The organism is Phaeospirillum tilakii (assembly GCF_042683125.1).
In the GTDB taxonomy this organism is placed as follows: domain Bacteria; phylum Pseudomonadota; class Alphaproteobacteria; order Rhodospirillales; family Magnetospirillaceae; genus Phaeospirillum; species Phaeospirillum tilakii.
In genome coordinates, this window is sequence record NZ_JBHUIY010000010.1 from 21032 (window position 1) to 40606 (window position 19575).

Below are 19575 nucleotides of genomic sequence, written 5' to 3' on the forward strand. Positions count from 1 at the left end.
GCGGGGGCGGGCGGCGGCCGCTGCCGGCCCGTCGCCCGCCCTCGCCCGGAGCGGGTTACTGGATCGCGGCCGAGGCGGCGCGGACCTTGGCGACGATGTTGGCCGGCAGCGGGATGTAGCCCATCGCATCCGCCGCCTTCTGCCCGTCGGTCAGGCCGTATTCGACCAGCTTGCGCAGGATCTCGGCCTTCTTCGGGTCCTGGTGCTGGTAGAACAGCATCCAGGTGAACGAGGCGATCGGATAGGCCTCGGCGCCGTCGGGGTCGGGGATCCACATCCGCAGGTCGGTGTCGCTCGGCGGCTGGGCGCCGGCCAGGGCGGCCTTGCCCGAGGCCTCGCCGGCGGCGACGAACTTGCCGGCCTTGTTCTCGAGCAGGGCGGTCTCGGCTTTGGTCAGCTTGGCGTAGCCATATTCGATGTAGCCGATCGCGCCGGGGGTCTGCTTGACGGTGGCGGTGACGCCGTCATTCTTGGGGGCGGCGACGAACTTGGGCGATTTCGGCCACTGCACGGTGGTGCCGGTGCCGACCTCCTGCTTGAAGGCCGGGCTGATCGCCGCCAGATGCTGGGTGAAGTTGTAGGTGGTGCCCGAGCTGTCGGAACGCAGCACCACGGTGATCGGCAGATCGGGCAGCTTGAGGCCCGGATTGGCCTCGGCGATCGCCGGATCGTTCCACTTGGTGACGCTGCCGCTGAAGATGCCGGCATAGGCGGCGCGGGTCAGCTTCAGCCCCTTGATCCCGCCCGGCAGGTTGTAGGCCAGCACGATCTCGCCGGCGGTCATCGGCAGCAGCACCGCGCCGCCCTCGACCCGGGCGATTTCCTCGTCCTTCATCGCCGCGTCGCTGGCGGCGAAATCGACCGTCTTGTTGATGAAGTCCTGGATGCCGGCGCCGCTGCCCTTGGCCTGATAATCGACCGTCACCCCGGGGGTGTGCTTGCTGAAATCCTTCAGCCAGGCCGAATAGATCGGGAAGGGGAAGCTCGCCCCCGACCCGACCAGACGCAAATCCTCGGCCCGGGCCGGCGCGGTCGCCGCGGTCAGCGCCACGCCCAGGGCAAGACAAAGGGCGGTCGGTTTGAAGATCGTCATGCGGTGTCCCCTTGGTTCCGTTTAGAAGTCGCGTTCCGGCGAAGCGAGCCGGGCGAGCCACGCCCCAGACCTTTGGAGAATATCCTTCGTCATGGGTCATTTTCCTGCGCCGCGCGGCCCGGGATGTCGGGGGAGTAGGTAGCGGAAAGCGGTCCGGTTATTTGTGAAATATATGTTTAGATTTCCAATCTCCTTGGATCGCTTTGAATTGCGTTGTTTTTTGTGGTGAAAATTTCACAAAACCGCCATGGGAGCGTCACGAAGGGGCGGAAGCCGGTTCCCTTTGGCGACCAGCGGCTCTAGGATCCCGGCGCGAGCGGAACAGGTGGACCAAATGGACGCGGAAGTGGCGGTGATCGGGGCCGGGCCGGCCGGGCTGATGGCGGCGCAGCGTCTGGCCGAACGCGGCCACGCCGTCGCCCTCTACGAGGCCCAGCCGACTCCCGGCCGCAAGCTGCTGCGCGCCGGCAAGGGCGGGCTCAACCTGACCCATGGCGAGCCGGCCGAACGCTTCCTCACCCGCTACGGCGCCCGCGCCGGCCGCCTCGCCCCGCTGCTGGCGGCGTTCGGCCCGGCCGAACTGCGCGCCTGGGCCGCCGATCTCGGTATCGAAACCTTCGTCGGCAGTTCCGGCCGGGTGTTCCCGCGCGTGATGAAGGCGGCGCCGTTGCTGCGGGCGTGGCTGGGCCGGCTGGCCGATCTCGGCGTCACCCTCCATCCCCGTCACCGCTGGCTGGGCTGGACCGAGGACGGCGCCCTCAGCTTCACCACCCCCGACGGGCCGCGCACGGTGCGGCCGGCGGCAACGGTGCTGGCGCTCGGCGGCGCCTCCTGGCCCCGGCTCGGCAGCGACGGCGCTTGGGTCGGGCCGTTGACCGCAGCCGGCCTCGCCATCGCCCCCCTGCGCCCGGCCAATTGCGGTTTCGATTGCGACTGGAGCCCCGCCTTCGCCGCCCGCGCCGCCGGCAGCCGCCTCGCCCCGGTCACCTTCAGCTTCGCCGGCCAGTCGCGGCGCGGCGAACTGACCCTGACCGCCAGCGGGATAGAGGGCGGTCTGGTCTATGCCTTCGCCGCCGCCCTGCGCGACGCGCTGGAACAGACCGGTGCCGCCGCGCCGACCCTCGATCTGCTGCCCGACTGGCCGGCCGCGCGGGTGGCGGCGGCGCTGGCCCGCCCACGCGGCGCCCGCTCGTTCTCGACCTTCCTGCGCAAGGTGCTGCCGCCGCTCGCCGCCCCGGCGGTCGGCCTGCTGCGCGAATGCCTGCCGGCCGAGGCCCTCGCCGATCCCGCCGCCCTGGCGTCAGGCATCAAGGGGCTGCCGCTGCCGCTGCGCCGGCCCCGCCCGCTGGCCGAGGCGATCTCCACCGCCGGCGGCGTCGATTTCGCCGAGATGGATGACGGGTTGATGGTCCGCACGCGGCCGGGATTGTTCCTCGCCGGCGAGATGCTGGATTGGGAGGCGCCGACCGGGGGCTATCTGCTGACCGCCTGTTTCGCCACCGGCGCCGCCGCCGGGAGCGCGGCGGCCGATTGGGTCGAGCGGCCGGCGTAGCGGCGGGGTTGCCACCCCGCACCCCGCTCGGGGCGATGCCCCGAACCCCCTTTGTTTTTAAGCCGCAATACCATGGGCGATCCGCCCCAGGAGGGTTTCGACCTCACGCGCGCCCTCCTCGGTGTCGAGCAGGTCGAGCGGTCGCCTGCCCCCCAGGCTGGCGGTTGTCCTGAGCAGCCACGCGCGCCCCTTGGCCGGATCGGCAAAGGTCTGTTCGGCCAGGGTCTCTACCGCAAGGTTCATGACCGTCTCCATCCCAAACCGCCTCACGGTACGGGCGTTTGGTCGGAGGGCGCAAGCGCGGGGGCGGTTTGCGGCTGGAAACCCTTCCGCATCGCGCACCGCCGCGCCACCGGCAGCCCGGCCCGGCCCTCGGCCGCCAGGATCGCCCGCAGGCGCGGGGAGAGCTCCGCCTCGTCCAACGTGACGAAGCCCAGTCTGCGATAAAACGGTTCGTTCCAGGCGACCGCGCGGAAGGTGGTCAGGGTCAGCGCGTCGATCCCGCGCGCGGCGGCATGGTGCTGGGCGGCCTCGATCAGGCGCCGCCCGATTCCGCGCCGTTGCTGGTCGGGATGAACCGCGATCTGCCACAGATGCAAGGCATCCCCGGCCGGTTGTCCGTTGAGGAAGCCCGCCAGCCCGAAGCCGTCCACCTCGGCGACCAGGGCCAGCCCGTCGGCGATCAGGGCGCGATGCTGCTCCGCCGATTGCACCGTGTCATCGGCAATCCATTCCAGCCCCGGCACCTGCCGGAACAGTTCGCCGGAGCTGCGTTCGATCGCCGGCAACAGCGGGCAGTCGTCGTCGGTGGCGGGTCTGATGTTCAGCATAAGCGGGAGTTTAGCGGGGGTGCCGGAGGGTGTCTCGCCTGTCGGCGATGGGCTGCCGCCCAAACCCGCCTGGGGCGAGCCCCAGACCCCCCTTGTTTTTGTCAATGGGGAGATTGCAACGGCGTTTAGGTCTGCCGTGGAGGCAATTGTTGCCGCAGACGGTCGAGCAGATTCCGCACGATTTCGATGTCGGTGTCGGGTGCCGTCGCCTCTGGCGCGGAGATCTCGGCCGCGGCGAGAGTGATTTCTTGTTGCCCTGATGCGTTCTCCAGCCGCGCAGCGTATCGTTTGTTTGCCGAAGGAAGCTTCTCGACGGCGGTCAAAATGCTATCGAGGGCATCCAGATCACGCTGGGTAAACAGGCTGTTCGTCCAGCCCCGCATGTCCCCGCTCAGGGGGTAGCGGATGTCGTGCAGGTTGACCACCATCGGGGGCCAAAAAAGCCACCAAACCATCGCGGCCTCCTCTCTCCCTTCAGGCTTGGCGGCTATGTTATTTTGGTGGCAATTTTTTCGCCATAAAAAATCATAGGTTTATATTGCTGCCGGTGGCGAGTGGAGAGACTCAGGAGGTTCGGTGCGATGTCGAGGACGAGGGCTTCGCTCTTTTGTGCGGTGGCGATAAAAGTTCCCAGCAGCAGGACATCGAGGCTGCAAAGGCACTGGCCGCAGAATGGAAGGAGTAAACGAGATGGCGGAGCCTCTCTTCAGTCGTTACGATTCTGCCGATTACCTCAAAACCGAGGCCGATATCATTGCCTATCTTGATGCGGTAATGGCCGAAGGCGGCGACGATCCGGCCCTTCTCGCTCATGCCCTCGGAGTCGTCGCTCGCGCCCGCAACGTCAGCAAGCTGGCCCGCGACACCGGAATGAGCCGTGAGGGCCTGTATAAGGCCCTCTCCGGGGAGGGCAACCCCAGTTTTGCGACGATAGCAAAAGTTGCGAAAGCGCTTGGTTTGCGAATTAACTTTAGGCCCGATCAACCAGTCGCGTGATAAAGAATTAGATTCCGCCTTGCGTAAGTAAAATGCAGACAAGTACCCATAATAGCCGGTCCACATGTTTGCGTCTGTTTCTGATGGAGCCCATCATCATCTTGTCGCATTAATAAAGATTGTTGTTTAATTTTTATGTATTACGTTTTTTTTGCAAAAACAATATGAATTTTAGTGCGACATTGTTTAGTTTGCTGTTGCTCTGTTGTCATTTGGTGGCTTTTGCAAAAGTATCTGATCTTCATCTTATTTAAATAGCCAGTACGGTGAAATTTGTCTCACCGCGATATGGTATTTTCGCGTGTCGTGCGTGCAATCTCAGCTAGTCGTCGGATAAGGTCGTGTCGCCCGATCAGTTCCAAGCGTGATGGCATCCAGGGCTTTAGAAGTGGATCAGTGCGCAATTTTGGGGCGAAATCAGAGGTGGTTGTTAGAAATGCTTTACTGGCACCATCCGATTCTAAAACACCGATTAGAGCCCGCACATGATCAGCTTTAACCAAATTGGGTGGTTTATAAGCCTTGACCTGATCAATAACCCGGATCTGACCAATCCCTTTTTTCACGGCGATTACGTCTCGCCCGTAATCTCCGCTGCGAGGTGTAAGTATAACTTCATCATAACCAGAATTTTTGTAAGCACCAGCGATGATTTCTTCCCATTTGTCCGGAGGAATCTCCCAAGCGGCATTCTGGTTGCGTTGTAGGAGTTCAATGATCTCAAACCAAGGCAACGAGACAGCAGCTACTATTCGACCTGCATCGACGTCTTTCTCTGGCTTTACTACAGTTTGTAGAATGGCGCCCACATCAAGTAAATTTATGTCGTGTGTTTTTCTAATATCATTCTCTATTAGCTGAAAAAGATTGCGCGGTATTCTTTTGGCGCCGTTGGCTCCGGTGATGAATGATGAATTTTTTTGCCGATTTATAGCGGCAATCAGCAGAAGCTCTGCCCGGTGGCGACCGCAACCCTCGACGAGTTCGACCGCTTTGGGACCAATTTTAATTGCATCGGCAAAAAGTTCTGAATATAGATCGATTCCGCTAAAATTTGATGTGTGTTGCATTTCATATTGCTTGTCTATTTCAGAAATAATATCTGATAAAAAATCAGTCAATGATTTTGGGAAAATACTAAATCCTACAAGCCGAAGTGATTCTAGCAGGGATTCGGAGAATTTAAAGACACCGTCTTCGTTCTCTAATATTGCGTCTATTCTGTGGTGTATGTGGCTGCCTTCGACTAGATGGATCTGGGATGCAAGTCGTTCTAGTATTTCTGCGGCGCGAATGTTTCTATTATCATTGGGAAATTCGACGGCCTTCAATTGACGCCAACTGGCGGTGCTAGTTATTTCAATTCCAACAGTTTCATCTAAATCGATCATATTTAGCGTGCTTTCTTTTGGTGGCTGTGCATCATCTCAAAAATACGATTTTTAAGTTTTAATTTGTGTTGCCAGTGCTCTCGCATTGAAGATAAACATATAGAATAGCTTATTTAAGCTACAGGCAGTTGGCTTGGCGTGCGAGTTTTTATTCGGTTGTGTTTTTTATATTTGGGGGTGGCCGGCCCGCTCCCGGCCCAATCCAGATTTCTTTTCTCTGGCTCAGGATAACCCTTTCTGCCGCCATCCCGCCAGCCCCATCCCGATTCGCGAGCGCCCAAGCTGACCTGCGCTGGCCACACCCGACAAACCGAAGCAGGTCCAGGAGCCGCTGGCTCCTGGCGGGGGTGGGCGGAGCCCACGGATGGGGGTCCTTCCTGACATTCCGTACATGATCTATAAATCTAGTAGCAAACTCTGATTAAGCCGTGCTTTAATCCCCTCCGGTTCGCGAGGGCCCGTGCCGTCCGCCTATGCCGCCCTATCCGGCGGCGGGGGCGGGGCAGGGGGCCGCCCAACGCCAGAGGAATGAACGTGATGACTGAGACTTCCCGCCCGGCCGTGCTTGGCCTGATCGGCAACACGCCCCTGATCGAGATCACCCGGCTCGACACCGGCCCGTGCCGGTTGTTCCTCAAGCTTGAGTCCCAGAATCCGGGCGGCTCGATCAAGGACCGGGTTGGGCTGGCGATGATCGAGGCGGCGGAGCGGGACGGGCGGCTGTCGCCTGGGGCGACGATCGTCGAGGCCACCGCCGGCAACACCGGGCTGGGGCTGGCTTTGGTGGCGCGGGCCAAGGGCTACCGGCTGGTGCTGGTGGTGCCCGACAAGATGGCCGCCGAAAAAGTGTTGCAGTTGAAGGCCCTGGGTGCGGTGGTTCACGTCACCCGGTCGGATGTCGGCAAGGGGCATCCCGATTATTACCAGGATTACGCGGCGCGGCTGGCGGCGGGGATTCCGGGGGCCTATTTCGTCGATCAGTTCAACAACCCGGCCAATCCGGCGGCGCACGAGCATTCGACCGGGCCGGAGATCTGGGCCCAGACCGCGCATGCGGTCGATGCGATCGTCTGCGGCGTCGGCTCGGGCGGGACGCTGACCGGGCTGACCCGGTTCTTCCGCCGGGCCAGTCCCTCGACCCAGTTCGTGCTGGCGGATCCGCAGGGGTCGATTCTGGCCGATTACATCCGCACCGGCGAGATCGGCGCGGCCGGCTCGTGGGCGGTGGAGGGGATCGGCGAGGATTTCATTCCGCCGATCGCCGATCTGTCCGGGGTGGCGGCGGCCTATGCCATTCCCGATGCCGAGAGCTTCGCCGCCGCGCGCGAGCTGCTGCGGGCCGAGGGGATTCACGGCGGCTCCTCGACCGGGACGCTGCTAGCGGCGGCGCTGCGCTATTGCCGCGAGCAGACCGAGCCGAAGCGGGTGGTCAGTCTGGTCTGCGACACCGGCACCCGCTATCTGTCGAAGGTCTACAACGACAGCTGGATGGTCGATCAGGGGCTGCTGCCGCGTCCGAGCTTCGGCGACCTGCGCGACCTGATCAGCCGCCGTTTCGAGGAGGGGTCGGTGGTCAGCGCCGGGCCGGAGGATCCGTTGCAGACGGTGTTCGTGCGGATGCGCGGCGCCGAGGTGTCGCAGGTTCCGGTGATCGAGGGCGGCCGCATCGTCGGGCTGATCGACGAAACCGACCTGCTGGCGCGGGTGCGGGCCAATCCGGCCAGCTTCCGCGACCCGGCCGGCTCGGCGATGAGCACCGCGCTGGAGATCCTGCCGCCCGACGCCGGGCTCGACGCCTTGCAGGGGGTGCTTGACCGGGGGCTGGTGGCGATCATCGCCGAGGGCGAGACCTTCCACGGCCTGGTCACCCGTTTCGACCTGCTCAACCACCTGCGCAAGAAGGCCGCCTGACGCGATGAGCCACGATACCACTTCCCGCCGCGCCGCCTTCGGCACCCGCACGATCCATGGCGGTCAGGTCCCCGACCCCTCCACCGGGGCGGTGATGACGCCGATCTACGCCAACTCGACCTATGTGCAGGAGGCGCCCGGGGTCAACAAGGGCCTCGATTACGGCCGCTCGCACAACCCGACCCGCTGGGCGCTGGAACGCAGCCTCGCCGACCTGGAGGGCGGCGACAAGGCGTTTGCCTTTTCCTCCGGCCTCGCCGCGATCGCGGCGGTGCTGGAACTGCTGGAGGCCGGGTCGCACGTCATCGCCGGCGAGGATCTCTACGGCGGCACCTACCGCCTGCTGGAGCGGGTGCGGCGCAACAGTGCCGGCCTCGCGATCGATTACGTCGATCTGTCCTCGCCCGAGGCCCTGCGCGCGGCGATCCGGCCCGAGACCAAGCTGATCCTGGTCGAGACCCCGACCAACCCGCTGCTGCGGCTGGTCGATCTGGCGGCGGTGGCGGAGATCGCCCACGCCCATGGCATCCTGACGGTGGCCGACAACACCTTTGCCACGCCGTGGGTGCAGCGCCCGCTGGAGTTCGGCTTCGACGTGGTGGTGCATTCGACCACCAAGTACCTCAACGGCCATTCCGACGTGATCGGCGGCGCCGCGATCGCCCGCACTCCGGAGCTGGCCGAGCGGATCGGCTTCCTCCAGAACGCGGTCGGCTCGATCGCCGGCCCGTTCGACGCCTTTCTGACCCTGCGCGGGATCAAGACGCTCGACGTGCGGATGGAACGCCATTGCGCCAACGCGCTGACCTTGGCCCGCTGGCTGGAAAGCCATCCCACGGTCGAGCGGGTGATCTATCCCGGCCTCGAGTCCCATCCCCAGCATGAGCTGGCGAAGCGGCAGATGCACGGCTTCGGCGGGATGATCTCGGTGGTGCTGAACACCGACCTCGACGGCAGCCAGCGCTTCCTCAAGGCCTGCCAGCTGTTCACCCTGGCCGAAAGCCTGGGCGGGGTCGAAAGCCTGATCGAACTGCCGGCGCTGATGACCCACGCCACCATCCCGCCCGAACAGCGGGCGCGGATCGGCATCGGCGATTCCCTGATCCGCCTGTCGGTCGGAATCGAAGCCGCCGCCGATCTGCGTGACGATCTGGCCGGGGCGCTGGAGGTTATTTGAGGAAAACGCGGGCTCTGCCCGCACCCGCCAGGAGCCAGCGGCTCCTGGACCTGCTTCGGTTTGTCGTGTGCGGCCGACGCCAGAGCCCAAGCTGAAGGCTGCTTGGGCTCCCGACCATTGATGCAGGTCCAGGAGCCGCTGGCTCCTGGCGGGTGCGGGCGGAGCCCGCGTTTTCCTACAACTTTTTCAAGGCGTCCCGCAGGGCTTCGACCGGTTCATCCCATTGGCCGGGGGTGGTCTGGCGGAACAGGCGCAGGGTGGGGTACCACGGGGTGGTCTCGCCGTCGCGGCCCCAGCGCCAATCGCCGTCGTCGCGCAGCAGCACCCAGGCCGGGCGGCCGAGGGCTCCGGCGAGGTGGGCGACGGCGGTATCGACGGTGATCACCAGATCGAGCTGGTTGACCAGCACGGCGGTGGCGGCGAAATCGTCGAGGCCGGCGGTGGCGTCGGCGATGCGGCCGCGCCAGGGGGCGGCGTCGCGGTCGGCGGCGCGCGGGCCCATTTGCAGGCTGAGCCAGGCGATGTCGGGCAGTTCGAACAGCGGGGCGAGGTGTTCGAGGGTCAGGCTGCGGGCGGCATCCTTGAGGTAGGCGCCGGCGCCGGCCCACACCAAGCCGACCTTGAGCCGGGCGGCGGGCAGGGCGGGCGGCGGGGCGGGCGGGGCGGTGAGGTAGGGGCCGGGCCACAGCGCCTCGGCCGCAGCGATGCCGAGCCGCTGCGGCAGGCTGGCCAGCGCCAGTTCGGCGCCGAACGGCGGCAACGGCTCCTCCAGCCCGCGTGCCTCGGCGATGCCGGGGGCGGTGGCGAGCAGCCGGCGCAACGGCGGGGCGATCAGCAGCACCGGGCAATGGCCGCGTTCGATCAGCGCGGCGGCGAAGCGGACGAACTGGATCGCGTCGCCATAGCCCTGGTCATGCCACAGCGCCACCAGGGTGCCGATCGGCTCGTCGCCGCGCCACGAGGGCAGGTCGGCCAGCTGCGGCGGGCGCTTGTGGCGCGATTTGCGCCGCTCGTAGAGGGCGAAGCCCTCGGCCCAACGCTGGTGCGACAGCAGCAGGCAGGACAGGTCGAACGCGGCGAGGTCGAAGGCCGGGTCGGTGGCCATCGCCCGGCGGAAGCTGCGCTCGGCCTCGTCGTCCTTATGCTCGGCCTTCAGCGCCTGCCCAAGGTTGGTCCAGCCCAGCACGTCGCCGGGATAACGGGTGACCAGGGCGCGGTAACGCGCGGTCGCCGCCGGGAAATCGCCCGACAGGTAATGGAGGTTGCCGATCTGGAGCAGCGCCTCGGCCTCGGATTCGGGCGACAGTTCAAGCAGGGTCTCGAACGCCTCGATCGCGCCGGCGGTGTCGCCCAGTTCCTTCAGCGTCATCGCCAGATTGTGGCGGGCGGCGGTGAGATCGGGGCGCAGGCGCAGGGCGCGCCGCCACGCCTCGGCTGCCTCGGCCAGCCGCCCGGCCCGGCGCAGCGCCGAGCCGTGGTTGTAGGCGATGTCGGCGCGGTGCGGCACCATCCCGGCCAGATCGCCGAACAAGGCGAGGGCGACGTCGTGCTGGCCCTGGGCGCTGCGGATGCAGGCCATCAGGATCAGCGCCTCCAGGCAGTCGGGCTGTTGCAGCCAGGGGCGGCACAGCGCCTCGGCCTCGTCGAGCCGGCCGGCATCGAGCGCGGCGACGATCGCCCGCCGTTCCTCCGCGCCGATCGCGCCCCCCTCACCGGTGGTCGGCGGTCCGCCTTCGCTCGCCATTCTGGCCGTCTCCCGTGCTTTACATCCTGTGGGCGAAGTTTAAACCGGACGCGGCGTCAGGGCCAGCGGACAGCGTGGCCGGCGTCTGGGGGCCTCCGTGGATGCGTGGATCACGTCCACGCATGACGGAAGGGACGAGGACCGTCCCGCCTCGATTCTCGGTGACGGGCCAAAAACTCACCCCTGTCGGGTGGGGAAGCCGGCCCGTTTCCACGCCAGCAGGCCGCCGCGCATCCGCACGATCTCGCTTGGCCAGCCGGCGGCGACCAGCCGCGCCGCCGCCGGGCCGCAGCGCACCCCGCGTTGGCAATGCAGCACCAGATGGCCATTTGCCGGCGGGGTCGGCACCCGGGCCGGGTCGAACGAAGACAGCGGCAGGCTGAGCGCGCCCGCGATCGCCTCGGCGCGGTGCTCGTCGGGCTCGCGCACGTCGATGAGGGTGACGGCGCCGTCGCGCCACCAGCCGTGGATTTCGGCCGGGTCGGCCTGCCGCACCGGGGCGCGGGCTCCGGCGGCGAGGCCGCGAAAGGCGGCGATCAGGCGGGCCAGCATCGGCGGGATCCTCAATAGGGGCAGTCGGGCCGGCCGCAGGGCTTGCGGTGGCCGGACGGCTGCCACACCCGGCAGACCGGGCATTCGACCATCGCCTCGACCGGGGCGGCATCGGCGGTGCTGGTCCGGTCGCGGGCGGCGGGGCGGTCGGGCTCGCGCCCGAGGCCCAGCCGCGCGGCCAGATCCCGCGCGCGGCGGGCGGCCAGCCAGATCAGCGCCACGAACAGGGCGAACAGGACCAGGAAACGCATCATGAATCCCTTATCCTCCTCGCCGCCGGAGCGGTCAAGTCCGCCCGGCCTCCGCATTTTCCCCGATGGCGGTGGCCGGGGCGGCCTGCTCGGCCCGGTCGATCCCGGCCAGGAAGCGGTTGACCTCGTCGGCCAGGGCGGTGGCGCGGGCGATCAGGTCGTCGGCGGTCTCCCGCATCCGCGCCACCCCGGCGCCGGTGCGCTCGGCCGCCTGACCGACCCGGCCGATGCTGGCGGTGACGTCCTGGGCCCCGCGCGAGGCCTCGCCGACATTGTGGGCGATCTCGTCGGTGGCGGCGGTCTGCTGCTGGACCGCGGCGGCGATGGTGGTGGCGGTGTGGTCGATCTCGCCGATGGTGGCGGCGATCCCGCCGATCGCCGCCACCGCCTCGCGGGTGGCGGTCTGCACCGTGGCGACCTGTCCGCCGATCTCGCCGGTGGCGCGCGCGGTCTGGCTGGCCAGTTCCTTGACCTCGTGCGCCACCACGGCGAAGCCCTTGCCGGCCTCGCCGGCCCGCGCCGCCTCGATGGTGGCGTTGAGCGCCAGCAGGTTGGTTTGCGACGCGATGTCGTCGATCAGGGTGACGACGTCGCCGATCCGGGCGGCGGCCTCGCTCAGGCCGCCGACGATGTCGGTGATCCGCCCGGCATCGCCGACCGCCTCCCGCGCCACCGTCGAGGAGCGCAGGATCGAGCGGGCGATGTCATGGCCGGACGCCACCAATTGCCCGGTCGCCGCCGCCACCGACTGGACGTTGGCGGCGGCCTGATCGGCGGCGGCGGCGACCCGGGCGGATTCGCCCCGGGTTTCCTCGGCGACGCCGCCGATCGTCTCCGCCACCTCGCGCAGGCGCAGGGCGGACTCGCGCACCGCCCCGGTGATCGCGCCGACCTCGGCGCGGAAGCTGTGGGTCAGCTGCTCGACCGCCTGCTGGCGCCGGCCGGTCCGGGCTTCCTCGGCCGCCTGCCGCGCCGCCAGCGCCGCCTTTTCGATCGCGTTGTGCTGGAACACCGCGACGGCGCGGGCCATTTCGCCGATTTCGTCGCCGCGCGCCCGGTCGGGCAGCGGCTGGGTGGTGTCGCCCTCGGCCAGCGCCCGCATCGCCCCGGTCAGCCGGGTCAGGGCGCGGACGATGCCGCCGGCCAGCAGCAAAGCGGCGATCAGCCCGAGCAGCAGCACGCCGCCGGCCACCGCCAGGGCGCGGGCGCGGGCGGCGTGGTACTGGGCCTGATAGGCGGCGGCGTCCATCACGATCTCGACCACCGCCGCCGGCTGGCCGCGATAATCGGCCACCGGGGCCAGCAGCGCCGCCACCGGGCGGCCGTCGCTCTCGCCCCGCCGCAGCAGGGTCGCGCCGGCCAGGGCGCGGCGGCGGTCGGCCTCGGCGAAGAACGGGCGGGCGGCGGTGTGGGCCACCGTGACCATCTCGGCCGGGGCGGCCGTGCCGGCGCGCGGGGCGGGGGCGTGCAGGGCGATTTCGGTGCCGAAGCGGCGCTTGAAGGATTCGGCGAAGGCCTGGCCGAAATTCATCCCGACCTCGACCGTGCCGAGCGGGCGCTCGCCCTGGCGCATCGGCAGCACGGCGCGGATGCCGAGTCCCGACACCCCGCTTTCCAGCCCGACCACCGGGGTCTGGCGCCGGTTGGCATCGACCACGGTCTGGCGAAAGGCGCTGAGATCGTCGCCGAACTTTTCCGGCAGGTGCAGCCGCAGGAACGAGGTGGCCGGCGGCAGGTGGAACTGGATCTGGTCCACTGCCTGGCTGGCCTTCAGCGCGGTGAAGGAGGGCAGCAGCAGGGCGGTCAGGCGGTCGCGGTCGCCGGCGGCGAAGGCGGCCTGGGCGTCGGGCATCGCGGCGATCAGCCGGGCCAGGGTCTCGCCGCTGGCGGTGCCGGTCTCCACCGCCGCCTCGAACGCGGCGCGGAAGCCCTGCAACTGGCGGTCCTCGGCCTGGGCGATGGTGTCGGCGATGTCGCCCAGCATCAGCGGCACCACCAGCCCGGTGGCCAGGGTCAGCATCGCCACCAGACTGAGCACCAGCCGGGTTCGCAGATTGAGCTGGGGCATCCGTTTTCTCCGCCGGCTGGCCGTTGGTCATGGGCTCTGCCGGGCGGGGCAGGGGGCTTGACCGGTCCGGCGGAGGCGGACCATATCCGACGGTTCTGTCTTAAGCCAAGGTCGCACAGCCAAAGTAATATGCAACCGGGGTATTCGGCAGCGTCGGGTTGACAACTACCGCAGATATCAGGTGCGGACCCGAGACGGGGGGCTCAGCCGCGATCGCGCGGCAGCAGGGTGGCGGCGGCGGCGACCGCCAGCGCCAGCCCGGCCAGCAGCCCGAGCAGCAGGGTGAAGCCGCCGGTGGCGCCATAAAGCAGCGACACCAGCGGCACCGCGAGGCTCGACACCCCGAACGACAGCACGAATTTCAGCCCGAAGGCGGTGCCGCGCCAGCGCGCCGGGCTGTAGCGGGCCAGCAGCACGTTTTCCGCCGGGATCCCGGCCATGTTGACGCTGACCGCCAGCAGCCCGACCAGCAGCAGCGCCGGACCGCCCGCCACCGCCAGCCCGGCCAGCAGCGGCGCCTGGAGGAGCGCCGCCAGCAGGTAGACCCGGCGCGGCGGAAAGCGGTCGGCGAGGTGTCCGGCGGCGATCTGGGTCAGCCCGGCGACGAAATAGACCAGCGACACCGCCCCGGCGGCGGCGAGCAGGCCGTCATTGCCCAGCCGCTCGGCGAACAGCTTGGGCAGGATCGGCGGCAGCGACTGGGCGATCAGCCCGGCCCCCAGCATCGTTCCCGACAGCACCAGCCCGGCCCGCAGCGCGTCGCCGCGCTCGGCCGGCGGCTCGGGCCGGCGATCGACGCGGCGGTCGCGCAGCACCCCCCGCGCCACCAGCACCAGAAAGGCCAGACCGGTGGCGATCACCAGCAGGCCGGGGACGATGAAGGCGGCGCGCCAGCCCCATTCCGCCGTCAGCAGCCCGGCGGCGGCGGTGGCCAGCGCCGGCCCGACTCCGCCGAACACCCCGTTGAGCCCGATCGCCTTGCCCTTGTCCACCGCGTTGGCCAGCAGCCACGCGGTGCCGACCGGGTGATAGATCGAGCCGAACAGCCCGACCAGGGTCAGCGCCGCCGCCAGGGTCCAGGGCGAGGGCGCCAGCCCGGCCGCCACCGCCGCCCCGCCGAGGCCGAGGAAGAACACCCCCATCATCCCGACCGTGCTCCAGCGGTCGCCCAGCCAGCCGGCGGCGGGCGCGGCCAGCCCGTACAGCAGCTTGCCGGCGACGATCAGCGCCAGCGCCTCCTGGTAGCTCAGCCCGAATTCGCCCGGCAGCACCAGCGCCACCAGGAAGAAGATCGGCTCGAAGATGTGGGCATAGGCGTGGCCGATGCCGGAAAAGCCCAGCGCCAGCCGGGCCTGGGCGGGAGAACCGGCGGAGGAAATGTCAGCGGAGGACATCGCGGAATCCTTGGGGGGACGACCAATACAGGCGGTGTCGCCGCACTCTGCCCGCCCTTTTCGTTCGATGCAACCCGCCCCGCCACCGGCGCGGCTTGCATCGGCGCCGGGTTTGACCCACAGTGGCGCCGCATCCTCCCGTCAACTTGCCGCGCCGTTTCCGCCATGTCGATGTCGTCCATCGTGATCGTCAGTGTCGCCGCCGCCGTGTTCCTGGTCATCGGCGGCGGGCTGCTGATGTACATGTCCAATCTGGTCCGCAGCGCCTACGAGCTGAAGGTGCAGATCGCCGCCGACGTCGAGGCGCGCTTCGCCAAGATGACCGAGGAATTCGAGAAGAAGGGGCGCTGGATCAAGCGCGACCTGATCGAGGAGGTCGAGAAGATCAAGGCGGCGGTCGAGACCGAGAATGCCCGCCGCTTCCAGACCTTTTCCGAGCCGGTGACCCGCGCGGTCGAGGGACTCGACAGCCTGATCCGCAACGAGCGCAAGGAATGGGTCGCGGCGATCGAGCGCGATCGCGGCCTGATCGCCCAGCTCGACAGCCGGGTCGATTTCCTTCGCCGCGATCTCAAGGCGCTGGCCGGCCCGGCCCCGGTTCCGGCCCCGGCGCCCGCGCCGGTCCCCGCCCCGGCGGCGGGGGAGGCGTCCGATCCGGCCCCGGCCGATGACGCGGCCGAGGCGGCGCTGGCCGCCGGCCCGGCCGATCCGGTGGCGATGAGCGAGTTCCTGCCCGATCTCGGCCGCAAGGCCTGACCGTCCGGCGGCGGCCGGGCGCCACCCTCAAGGCGAGGCGCACCCATGACCTATCAGCATCTCGGTGATTTCGGCGATCTGTCGCTGGCGGTGGTCGTCACCAGCCCGCCCTGGTACGAAAACAGCTATCTGGTGCTGCACCGCCCCAGCGGGGCGCTGGCCCTGGTCGATCCCGGCGACGATGCCGCCCGCCTGCGCGAGGCGGTGGCCGCGCTCGGCGGGCGGCCGGCGGCGATCCTGCTGACCCACGGCCATCCCGACCATCTCGGCGCCGCCGCCGCGATGGAAACCGAGTACGACATCCCCACCCGCGCCCATCTCGGCGAAAAGACGGTGATCGCCGCCGCCGGCGATCTCAGCCGCGCCTTCACCGGCCAGCCGCTGACCGTCCCGGCCCGGCTCGATCTGTTCGAGCCGCCGGTCGCGCTCGATCTCGGCGGGGCGCCGATCCGGGTGATCGCCACCCCCGGACACAGCCCGGGCGGGGTTTGCTACGATTTCGGGGCGTTCGTGCTGACCGGGGATACCCTGTTTCGCGGCGGGGTCGGGCGTACCGATCTGCCCGGCGGCAGCGAACAGCAATTGTGGGATTCGATCGAGCGGCTGCTGGCCGGTCTGGCCGACGAGGTTTGGCTGTTCAGTGGTCACGGGCCGGGCTGGACCGCCGCCGAAGCCCGCCGCTGGTGGGCGCTCGCCGGCTAGGTCGGGACCGAAAGTTGCGCGGGCGCTGCCCGCGAGCCCGCCGGGGCGATGCCCCGGACCCCCTTTCTTTTTGAAAATTATCCTGGCGGTGGGTTCGGGGGCTTTATAGGCCTCCGAAGTCAATCTCCGCGTTTATGACAGTTTGCTCAAGGAGAGCGATCGGGCGTTTTGGGCCTGGACCGGGCTCTTCTTTCGTGAATAATCGGTGGGGTGTTCTTTCGGCGTCATCGTGACTGTTCGATGTCGGGCCGACTCTTCCCGTCCAACCACGAAGGGGGTTGTAGGGTGAGCATCTCCACCTTGTCCGATCTCAACCAACTGGTGGCGCGCGTCCAGGCCGCCCAGCAGGTTTTCGCCAATTTTTCCCAGCAACAGGTCGATCTGATCTTCCGCAGCGCCGCCCTCGCCGCCGCCGATGCCCGCATTCCGCTCGCCCGCATGGCGGCCGAGGAAACCGGGATGGGCGTGGTCGAGGACAAGGTGGTCAAGAACCATTTCGCCTCGGAATACATCTACAACGCCTACAAGGACGACAAGACCTGCGGCATCGTCGCCGAGGACCAGGAGGCCGGCACCCTGACCATCGCCGAGCCGGTCGGGCTGATCTGCGGCATCGTGCCGACCACCAACCCCACCTCGACCGCGATCTTCAAGGCGCTGATCTGCCTCAAGACCCGCAACGGCATCGTCTTCAGCCCGCATCCGCGCGCGGCCAAATCGACCTGCGCCGCCGCCCGGCTGGTGCTCGACGCCGCCGTCGCCGCCGGGGCGCCGCCCGACATCATCGGCTGGATCGACGCCCCGTCGCAGGAACTGTCGGCGGCGCTGATGCATCATCCCGCCGTCAACCTGATCCTCGCCACCGGCGGCCCCGGCATGGTGCGGGCGGCCTATTCCTCCGGCAAGCCGGCGATCGGGGTCGGCGCCGGCAACACCCCGGTGGTGATCGACGAAACCGCCGACATCAAGCGCGCGGTCGCCTCGATCCTGATGTCGAAGACCTTCGACAACGGCGTGGTCTGCGCCTCGGAACAGTCGGTGATCGCGGTCGAGTCGGTCTATGACGCGGTGCGCGACCGCTTCGCCAGCCATGGCGGCTATATCCTCACCCCCGAGCAGCGCGCGGCGGTGTCGGCCATCCTGCTGGTCGATGGCTCGGTCAATGCCGAGGTGGTCGGCCAGCCCGCCGCCCGCATCGCCGAACTGGCCGGCTTCACCGTGCCGCGCGCCACCAAGGTGCTGATCGCCGAGGTCGAGGACACCGTCCTGGCCGAGCCGTTCGCCCACGAAAAGCTGTCGCCGACCCTCGCCCTCTACCGCCGGCCCGATTATGCCGGCGCGGTGGCGGCGGCGGTCGAACTGGTCGCGCTCGGCGGCATCGGCCATACCTCGGTGCTCTACACCGATCAGGATCTCCAGCCCGAACGGGTGGTCGATTTCGGCAAGCGGATGAAGACCGCCCGGATCCTGATCAACACCCCGTCCTCCCATGGCGGCATCGGCGATCTCTACAATTTCAGTCTGGCGCCGTCGCTGACGCTGGGCTGCGGCTCGTGGGGCGGTAACTCGATCTCCGAGAATGTCGGTCCCAAGCACTTGATCAACCACAAGATCGTCGCCAAGCGGGCCGAGAACATGCTGTGGCACAAACTGCCCAAATCGATCTATTTCCGTCGCGGCGCCCTGGTCGAGGCGATCAAGGACCTCACCGGGCGCAAGCGGGCGCTGCTGGTGACCGACCGCGGGCTGTTCGATGCCGGTTTCGCCAATGATACCATCCGGTTGCTGAAGGAAACCGGTCTGGAGGTCGAAAGCTTCTTCCAGGTCGAGGCCGATCCCACCCTGTCGATCGTCAACAAGGGGGTCGAGGTCGCCCGCGCCTTCCAGCCCGACGTGATCGTGGCGCTGGGCGGTGGTTCGCCGATGGACGCGGCCAAGCTGATCTGGGTGCTGTACGAGCATCCCGAGGTCAATTTCGCCGACCTCGCCTTGCGCTTCATGGACATCCGCAAGCGGATCTACCGCTTCCCCCGCCTGGGCGACAAGGCCCAGCTGGTGGCGATCCCCACCACCTCCGGCACCGGCTCCGAGGTGACGCCGTTCGCGGTGGTCACCGATGATGCCACCGGGATGAAATACCCGATCGCCGATTACGAATTGACCCCGACGCTGGCGATCGTCGATGCCAATTTCGTGATGACCCTGCCCAAGAGCCTGACCGCGTTCGGCGGCATCGACGCGGTGGTCCATGCGCTGGAAGCCTATGTCTCGATCATGGCCAGCGAATTCACCGACGGGCAGGCGATCCAGGCGCTGAAGCTGCTGAAGGAATACCTGCCCTCGGCCTACGCCAACGGCGCCAAGGACCCGGTGGCGCGCGAGAAGGTCCACAACGCCGCCACCATCGCCGGCATCGCCTTCGCCAACGCCTTCCTCGGCGTCTGCCACTCGATGGCCCACAAGCTCGGCGCCGCCTTCCACCTGCCGCACGGTCTGGCCAACGCTTTGCTGATCAGCAACGTGATCCGCTACAACGCCAACGACAACGCGCCGAAACAGACCGCGTTCTCGCAGTACGACCGGCCCAAATCGCGCCATCGCTACGGCGAGATCGCCATCGCCCTCGGCCTCGACGGCGTCAACACCGCCGCCCGGATCGAACGCCTGCTCGATTGGCTGGAGGGGCTGAAACGCGACCTCGGCATCCCGCCCTCGATCCAGGCCGCCGGCGTCCCCGAGGCCGAGTTCCTCGCCCGCCTCGATGCCCTGGCGGTCGAGGCGTTCGACGACCAATGCACCGGGCCCAACCCCCGCTTCCCGCTGGTGGCCGAACTGAAGGCGATCCTCCGCGCCTCCTATTACGGACGCCCGTTCCGCGAGGAGGATGTCGATCCGGCGCCGTAAGGGGGAGGCGTCGGGCTGCCGCCCGAACCCGCTTGGGGCGAAGCCCCAAACCCCCTTTGTTTTTGAAAATCAAGGGGGTGATCGGCTTGCATTCGCGCGGGGTGGGAAGGACCAAGCCCGTCCTTCCCACCCCCGCCAAGGGCCGAAGGCCCTTGCAACCCTTTCCTTGCCCGTCGCGCGGCAAACATCCGCGCCCAAGCTGAAAGGCCGGTCCACGCCCGACCATCAAGGGGTTCCAAGGGCCTTGCGGCCCT

At 67.7% G+C, this 19575-nt stretch carries 17 protein-coding genes; 7 read left to right on the top strand and 10 right to left on the bottom strand.

The features are described from left to right. Nucleotides 1–55: 55 nt before the first annotated feature. Nucleotides 56–1093, bottom strand: a complete 1038-nt coding sequence (gene pstS, locus ACFSNB_RS06790; protein WP_377315283.1) for a phosphate ABC transporter substrate-binding protein PstS — start codon at nt 1091–1093, stop codon at nt 56–58. A 334-nt stretch (nt 1094–1427) separates the two neighbouring features. Between pstS and ACFSNB_RS06795 the strand changes: the two genes are divergently transcribed. Further along, a complete protein-coding gene (locus tag ACFSNB_RS06795) occupies nt 1428–2645 on the top strand; it encodes a BaiN/RdsA family NAD(P)/FAD-dependent oxidoreductase (protein WP_377315284.1) in 1218 nt (405 codons plus the stop codon). A gap of 57 nt (nt 2646–2702) precedes the next feature. Here the strand turns inward: ACFSNB_RS06795 and ACFSNB_RS06800 are convergent, their stop codons facing one another. The 3 genes from ACFSNB_RS06800 to ACFSNB_RS06810 form a co-directional block, all read right to left on the bottom strand. After that, a complete protein-coding gene (locus ACFSNB_RS06800) occupies nt 2703–2888 on the bottom strand; it encodes an antitoxin Xre/MbcA/ParS toxin-binding domain-containing protein (RefSeq protein WP_377315285.1) in 186 nt (61 codons plus the stop codon). Nucleotides 2889–2911: 23 nt separating this feature from the next. After that, complete coding sequence (locus tag ACFSNB_RS06805) at nt 2912–3433, bottom strand: GNAT family N-acetyltransferase (protein WP_377315286.1); 522 nt, start codon at nt 3431–3433, stop codon at nt 2912–2914. A gap of 167 nt (nt 3434–3600) precedes the next feature. After that, nucleotides 3601–3930, bottom strand: coding sequence for a hypothetical protein (locus ACFSNB_RS06810; protein ID WP_377315287.1), 330 nt, complete (start codon nt 3928–3930; stop codon nt 3601–3603). 235 nt (nt 3931–4165) lie between these two features. On the opposite strand from ACFSNB_RS06810, the gene ACFSNB_RS06815 reads away from it, so the two are divergent. Next, nucleotides 4166–4471 carry an addiction module antidote protein gene (locus tag ACFSNB_RS06815; RefSeq protein ID WP_377315288.1) on the top strand — a complete coding sequence of 102 codons (306 nt, stop codon included), beginning with the start codon at nt 4166–4168 and terminating at the stop codon, nt 4469–4471. Nucleotides 4472–4749: 278 nt separating this feature from the next. Here ACFSNB_RS06815 and ACFSNB_RS06820 read toward each other — a convergent pair whose 3' ends face one another. Further along, a complete protein-coding gene (locus ACFSNB_RS06820; protein ID WP_377315289.1) occupies nt 4750–5862 on the bottom strand; it encodes a restriction endonuclease in 1113 nt (370 codons plus the stop codon). A gap of 537 nt (nt 5863–6399) precedes the next feature. On the opposite strand from ACFSNB_RS06820, the gene ACFSNB_RS06825 reads away from it, so the two are divergent. Both ACFSNB_RS06825 and ACFSNB_RS06830 read left to right on the top strand, forming a co-directional pair. Beyond that, a complete protein-coding gene (locus tag ACFSNB_RS06825; protein ID WP_377315290.1) occupies nt 6400–7773 on the top strand; it encodes a pyridoxal-phosphate dependent enzyme in 1374 nt (457 codons plus the stop codon). A gap of 4 nt (nt 7774–7777) precedes the next feature. After that, nucleotides 7778–8950 (top strand): trans-sulfuration enzyme family protein, encoded by a 1173-nt coding sequence (locus ACFSNB_RS06830; protein WP_377315291.1) that lies wholly within the window; start codon nt 7778–7780, stop codon nt 8948–8950. Between the two features lie 175 nt (nt 8951–9125). On the opposite strand, the gene ACFSNB_RS06835 is transcribed toward ACFSNB_RS06830, so the two are convergent. The 5 genes from ACFSNB_RS06835 to ACFSNB_RS06855 all read right to left on the bottom strand — a co-directional run bounded on the left by ACFSNB_RS06835 (nt 9126) and on the right by ACFSNB_RS06855 (nt 14959). Further along, nucleotides 9126–10694: a tetratricopeptide repeat protein gene (locus ACFSNB_RS06835; RefSeq protein ID WP_377315292.1), complete on the bottom strand. Its 1569-nt coding sequence runs from the start codon at nt 10692–10694 to the stop codon at nt 9126–9128. 177 nt (nt 10695–10871) lie between these two features. Continuing rightward, a complete protein-coding gene (locus ACFSNB_RS06840) occupies nt 10872–11246 on the bottom strand; it encodes a rhodanese-like domain-containing protein (protein ID WP_377315293.1) in 375 nt (124 codons plus the stop codon). A gap of 11 nt (nt 11247–11257) precedes the next feature. Further along, a complete protein-coding gene (locus tag ACFSNB_RS06845) occupies nt 11258–11500 on the bottom strand; it encodes a hypothetical protein (protein WP_377315294.1) in 243 nt (80 codons plus the stop codon). Nucleotides 11501–11531: 31 nt separating this feature from the next. Further along, nucleotides 11532–13565: a methyl-accepting chemotaxis protein gene (locus ACFSNB_RS06850; protein ID WP_377315295.1), complete on the bottom strand. Its 2034-nt coding sequence runs from the start codon at nt 13563–13565 to the stop codon at nt 11532–11534. A gap of 203 nt (nt 13566–13768) precedes the next feature. Then, nucleotides 13769–14959 carry an MFS transporter gene (locus tag ACFSNB_RS06855; protein WP_377315296.1) on the bottom strand — a complete coding sequence of 397 codons (1191 nt, stop codon included), beginning with the start codon at nt 14957–14959 and terminating at the stop codon, nt 13769–13771. A 165-nt stretch (nt 14960–15124) separates the two neighbouring features. On the opposite strand from ACFSNB_RS06855, the gene ACFSNB_RS06860 reads away from it, so the two are divergent. The 3 genes from ACFSNB_RS06860 (at nt 15125) to adhE (ending at nt 19321) form a co-directional block, all read left to right on the top strand. After that, entirely contained in the window at nt 15125–15715 is a 591-nt protein-coding gene (locus tag ACFSNB_RS06860; protein ID WP_377315297.1) for a hypothetical protein, read from the top strand. Between the two features lie 45 nt (nt 15716–15760). Further along, nucleotides 15761–16417: an MBL fold metallo-hydrolase gene (locus ACFSNB_RS06865; protein ID WP_377315298.1), complete on the top strand. Its 657-nt coding sequence runs from the start codon at nt 15761–15763 to the stop codon at nt 16415–16417. A gap of 240 nt (nt 16418–16657) precedes the next feature. Further along, nucleotides 16658–19321, top strand: a complete 2664-nt coding sequence (gene adhE / locus ACFSNB_RS06870) for a bifunctional acetaldehyde-CoA/alcohol dehydrogenase (RefSeq protein WP_377315299.1) — start codon at nt 16658–16660, stop codon at nt 19319–19321. Nucleotides 19322–19575: the final 254 nt, after the last annotated feature.

Bases quoted from the DNA above. Each gene is read 5' to 3' on its own strand.
- pstS (WP_377315283.1), bottom strand. From the start codon at position 1,093: ATGACGATCTTCAAACCGACCGCCCTTTGTCTTGCCCTGGGCGTGGCG.
- ACFSNB_RS06795 (WP_377315284.1), top strand. From the start codon at position 1,428: ATGGACGCGGAAGTGGCGGTGATCGGGGCCGGGCCGGCCGGGCTGATG.
- ACFSNB_RS06800 (WP_377315285.1), bottom strand. From the start codon at position 2,888: ATGAACCTTGCGGTAGAGACCCTGGCCGAACAGACCTTTGCCGATCCG.
- ACFSNB_RS06810 (WP_377315287.1), bottom strand. From the start codon at position 3,930: ATGGTTTGGTGGCTTTTTTGGCCCCCGATGGTGGTCAACCTGCACGAC.
- ACFSNB_RS06815 (WP_377315288.1), top strand. From the start codon at position 4,166: ATGGCGGAGCCTCTCTTCAGTCGTTACGATTCTGCCGATTACCTCAAA.
- ACFSNB_RS06820 (WP_377315289.1), bottom strand. From the start codon at position 5,862: ATGATCGATTTAGATGAAACTGTTGGAATTGAAATAACTAGCACCGCC.
- ACFSNB_RS06825 (WP_377315290.1), top strand. From the start codon at position 6,400: ATGACTGAGACTTCCCGCCCGGCCGTGCTTGGCCTGATCGGCAACACG.
- ACFSNB_RS06830 (WP_377315291.1), top strand. From the start codon at position 7,778: ATGAGCCACGATACCACTTCCCGCCGCGCCGCCTTCGGCACCCGCACG.
- ACFSNB_RS06835 (WP_377315292.1), bottom strand. From the start codon at position 10,694: ATGGCGAGCGAAGGCGGACCGCCGACCACCGGTGAGGGGGGCGCGATC.
- ACFSNB_RS06840 (WP_377315293.1), bottom strand. From the start codon at position 11,246: ATGCTGGCCCGCCTGATCGCCGCCTTTCGCGGCCTCGCCGCCGGAGCC.
- ACFSNB_RS06845 (WP_377315294.1), bottom strand. From the start codon at position 11,500: ATGATGCGTTTCCTGGTCCTGTTCGCCCTGTTCGTGGCGCTGATCTGG.
- ACFSNB_RS06850 (WP_377315295.1), bottom strand. From the start codon at position 13,565: ATGCCCCAGCTCAATCTGCGAACCCGGCTGGTGCTCAGTCTGGTGGCG.
- ACFSNB_RS06855 (WP_377315296.1), bottom strand. From the start codon at position 14,959: ATGTCCTCCGCTGACATTTCCTCCGCCGGTTCTCCCGCCCAGGCCCGG.
- ACFSNB_RS06860 (WP_377315297.1), top strand. From the start codon at position 15,125: ATGTCGATGTCGTCCATCGTGATCGTCAGTGTCGCCGCCGCCGTGTTC.
- ACFSNB_RS06865 (WP_377315298.1), top strand. From the start codon at position 15,761: ATGACCTATCAGCATCTCGGTGATTTCGGCGATCTGTCGCTGGCGGTG.
- adhE (WP_377315299.1), top strand. From the start codon at position 16,658: ATGTCGGGCCGACTCTTCCCGTCCAACCACGAAGGGGGTTGTAGGGTG.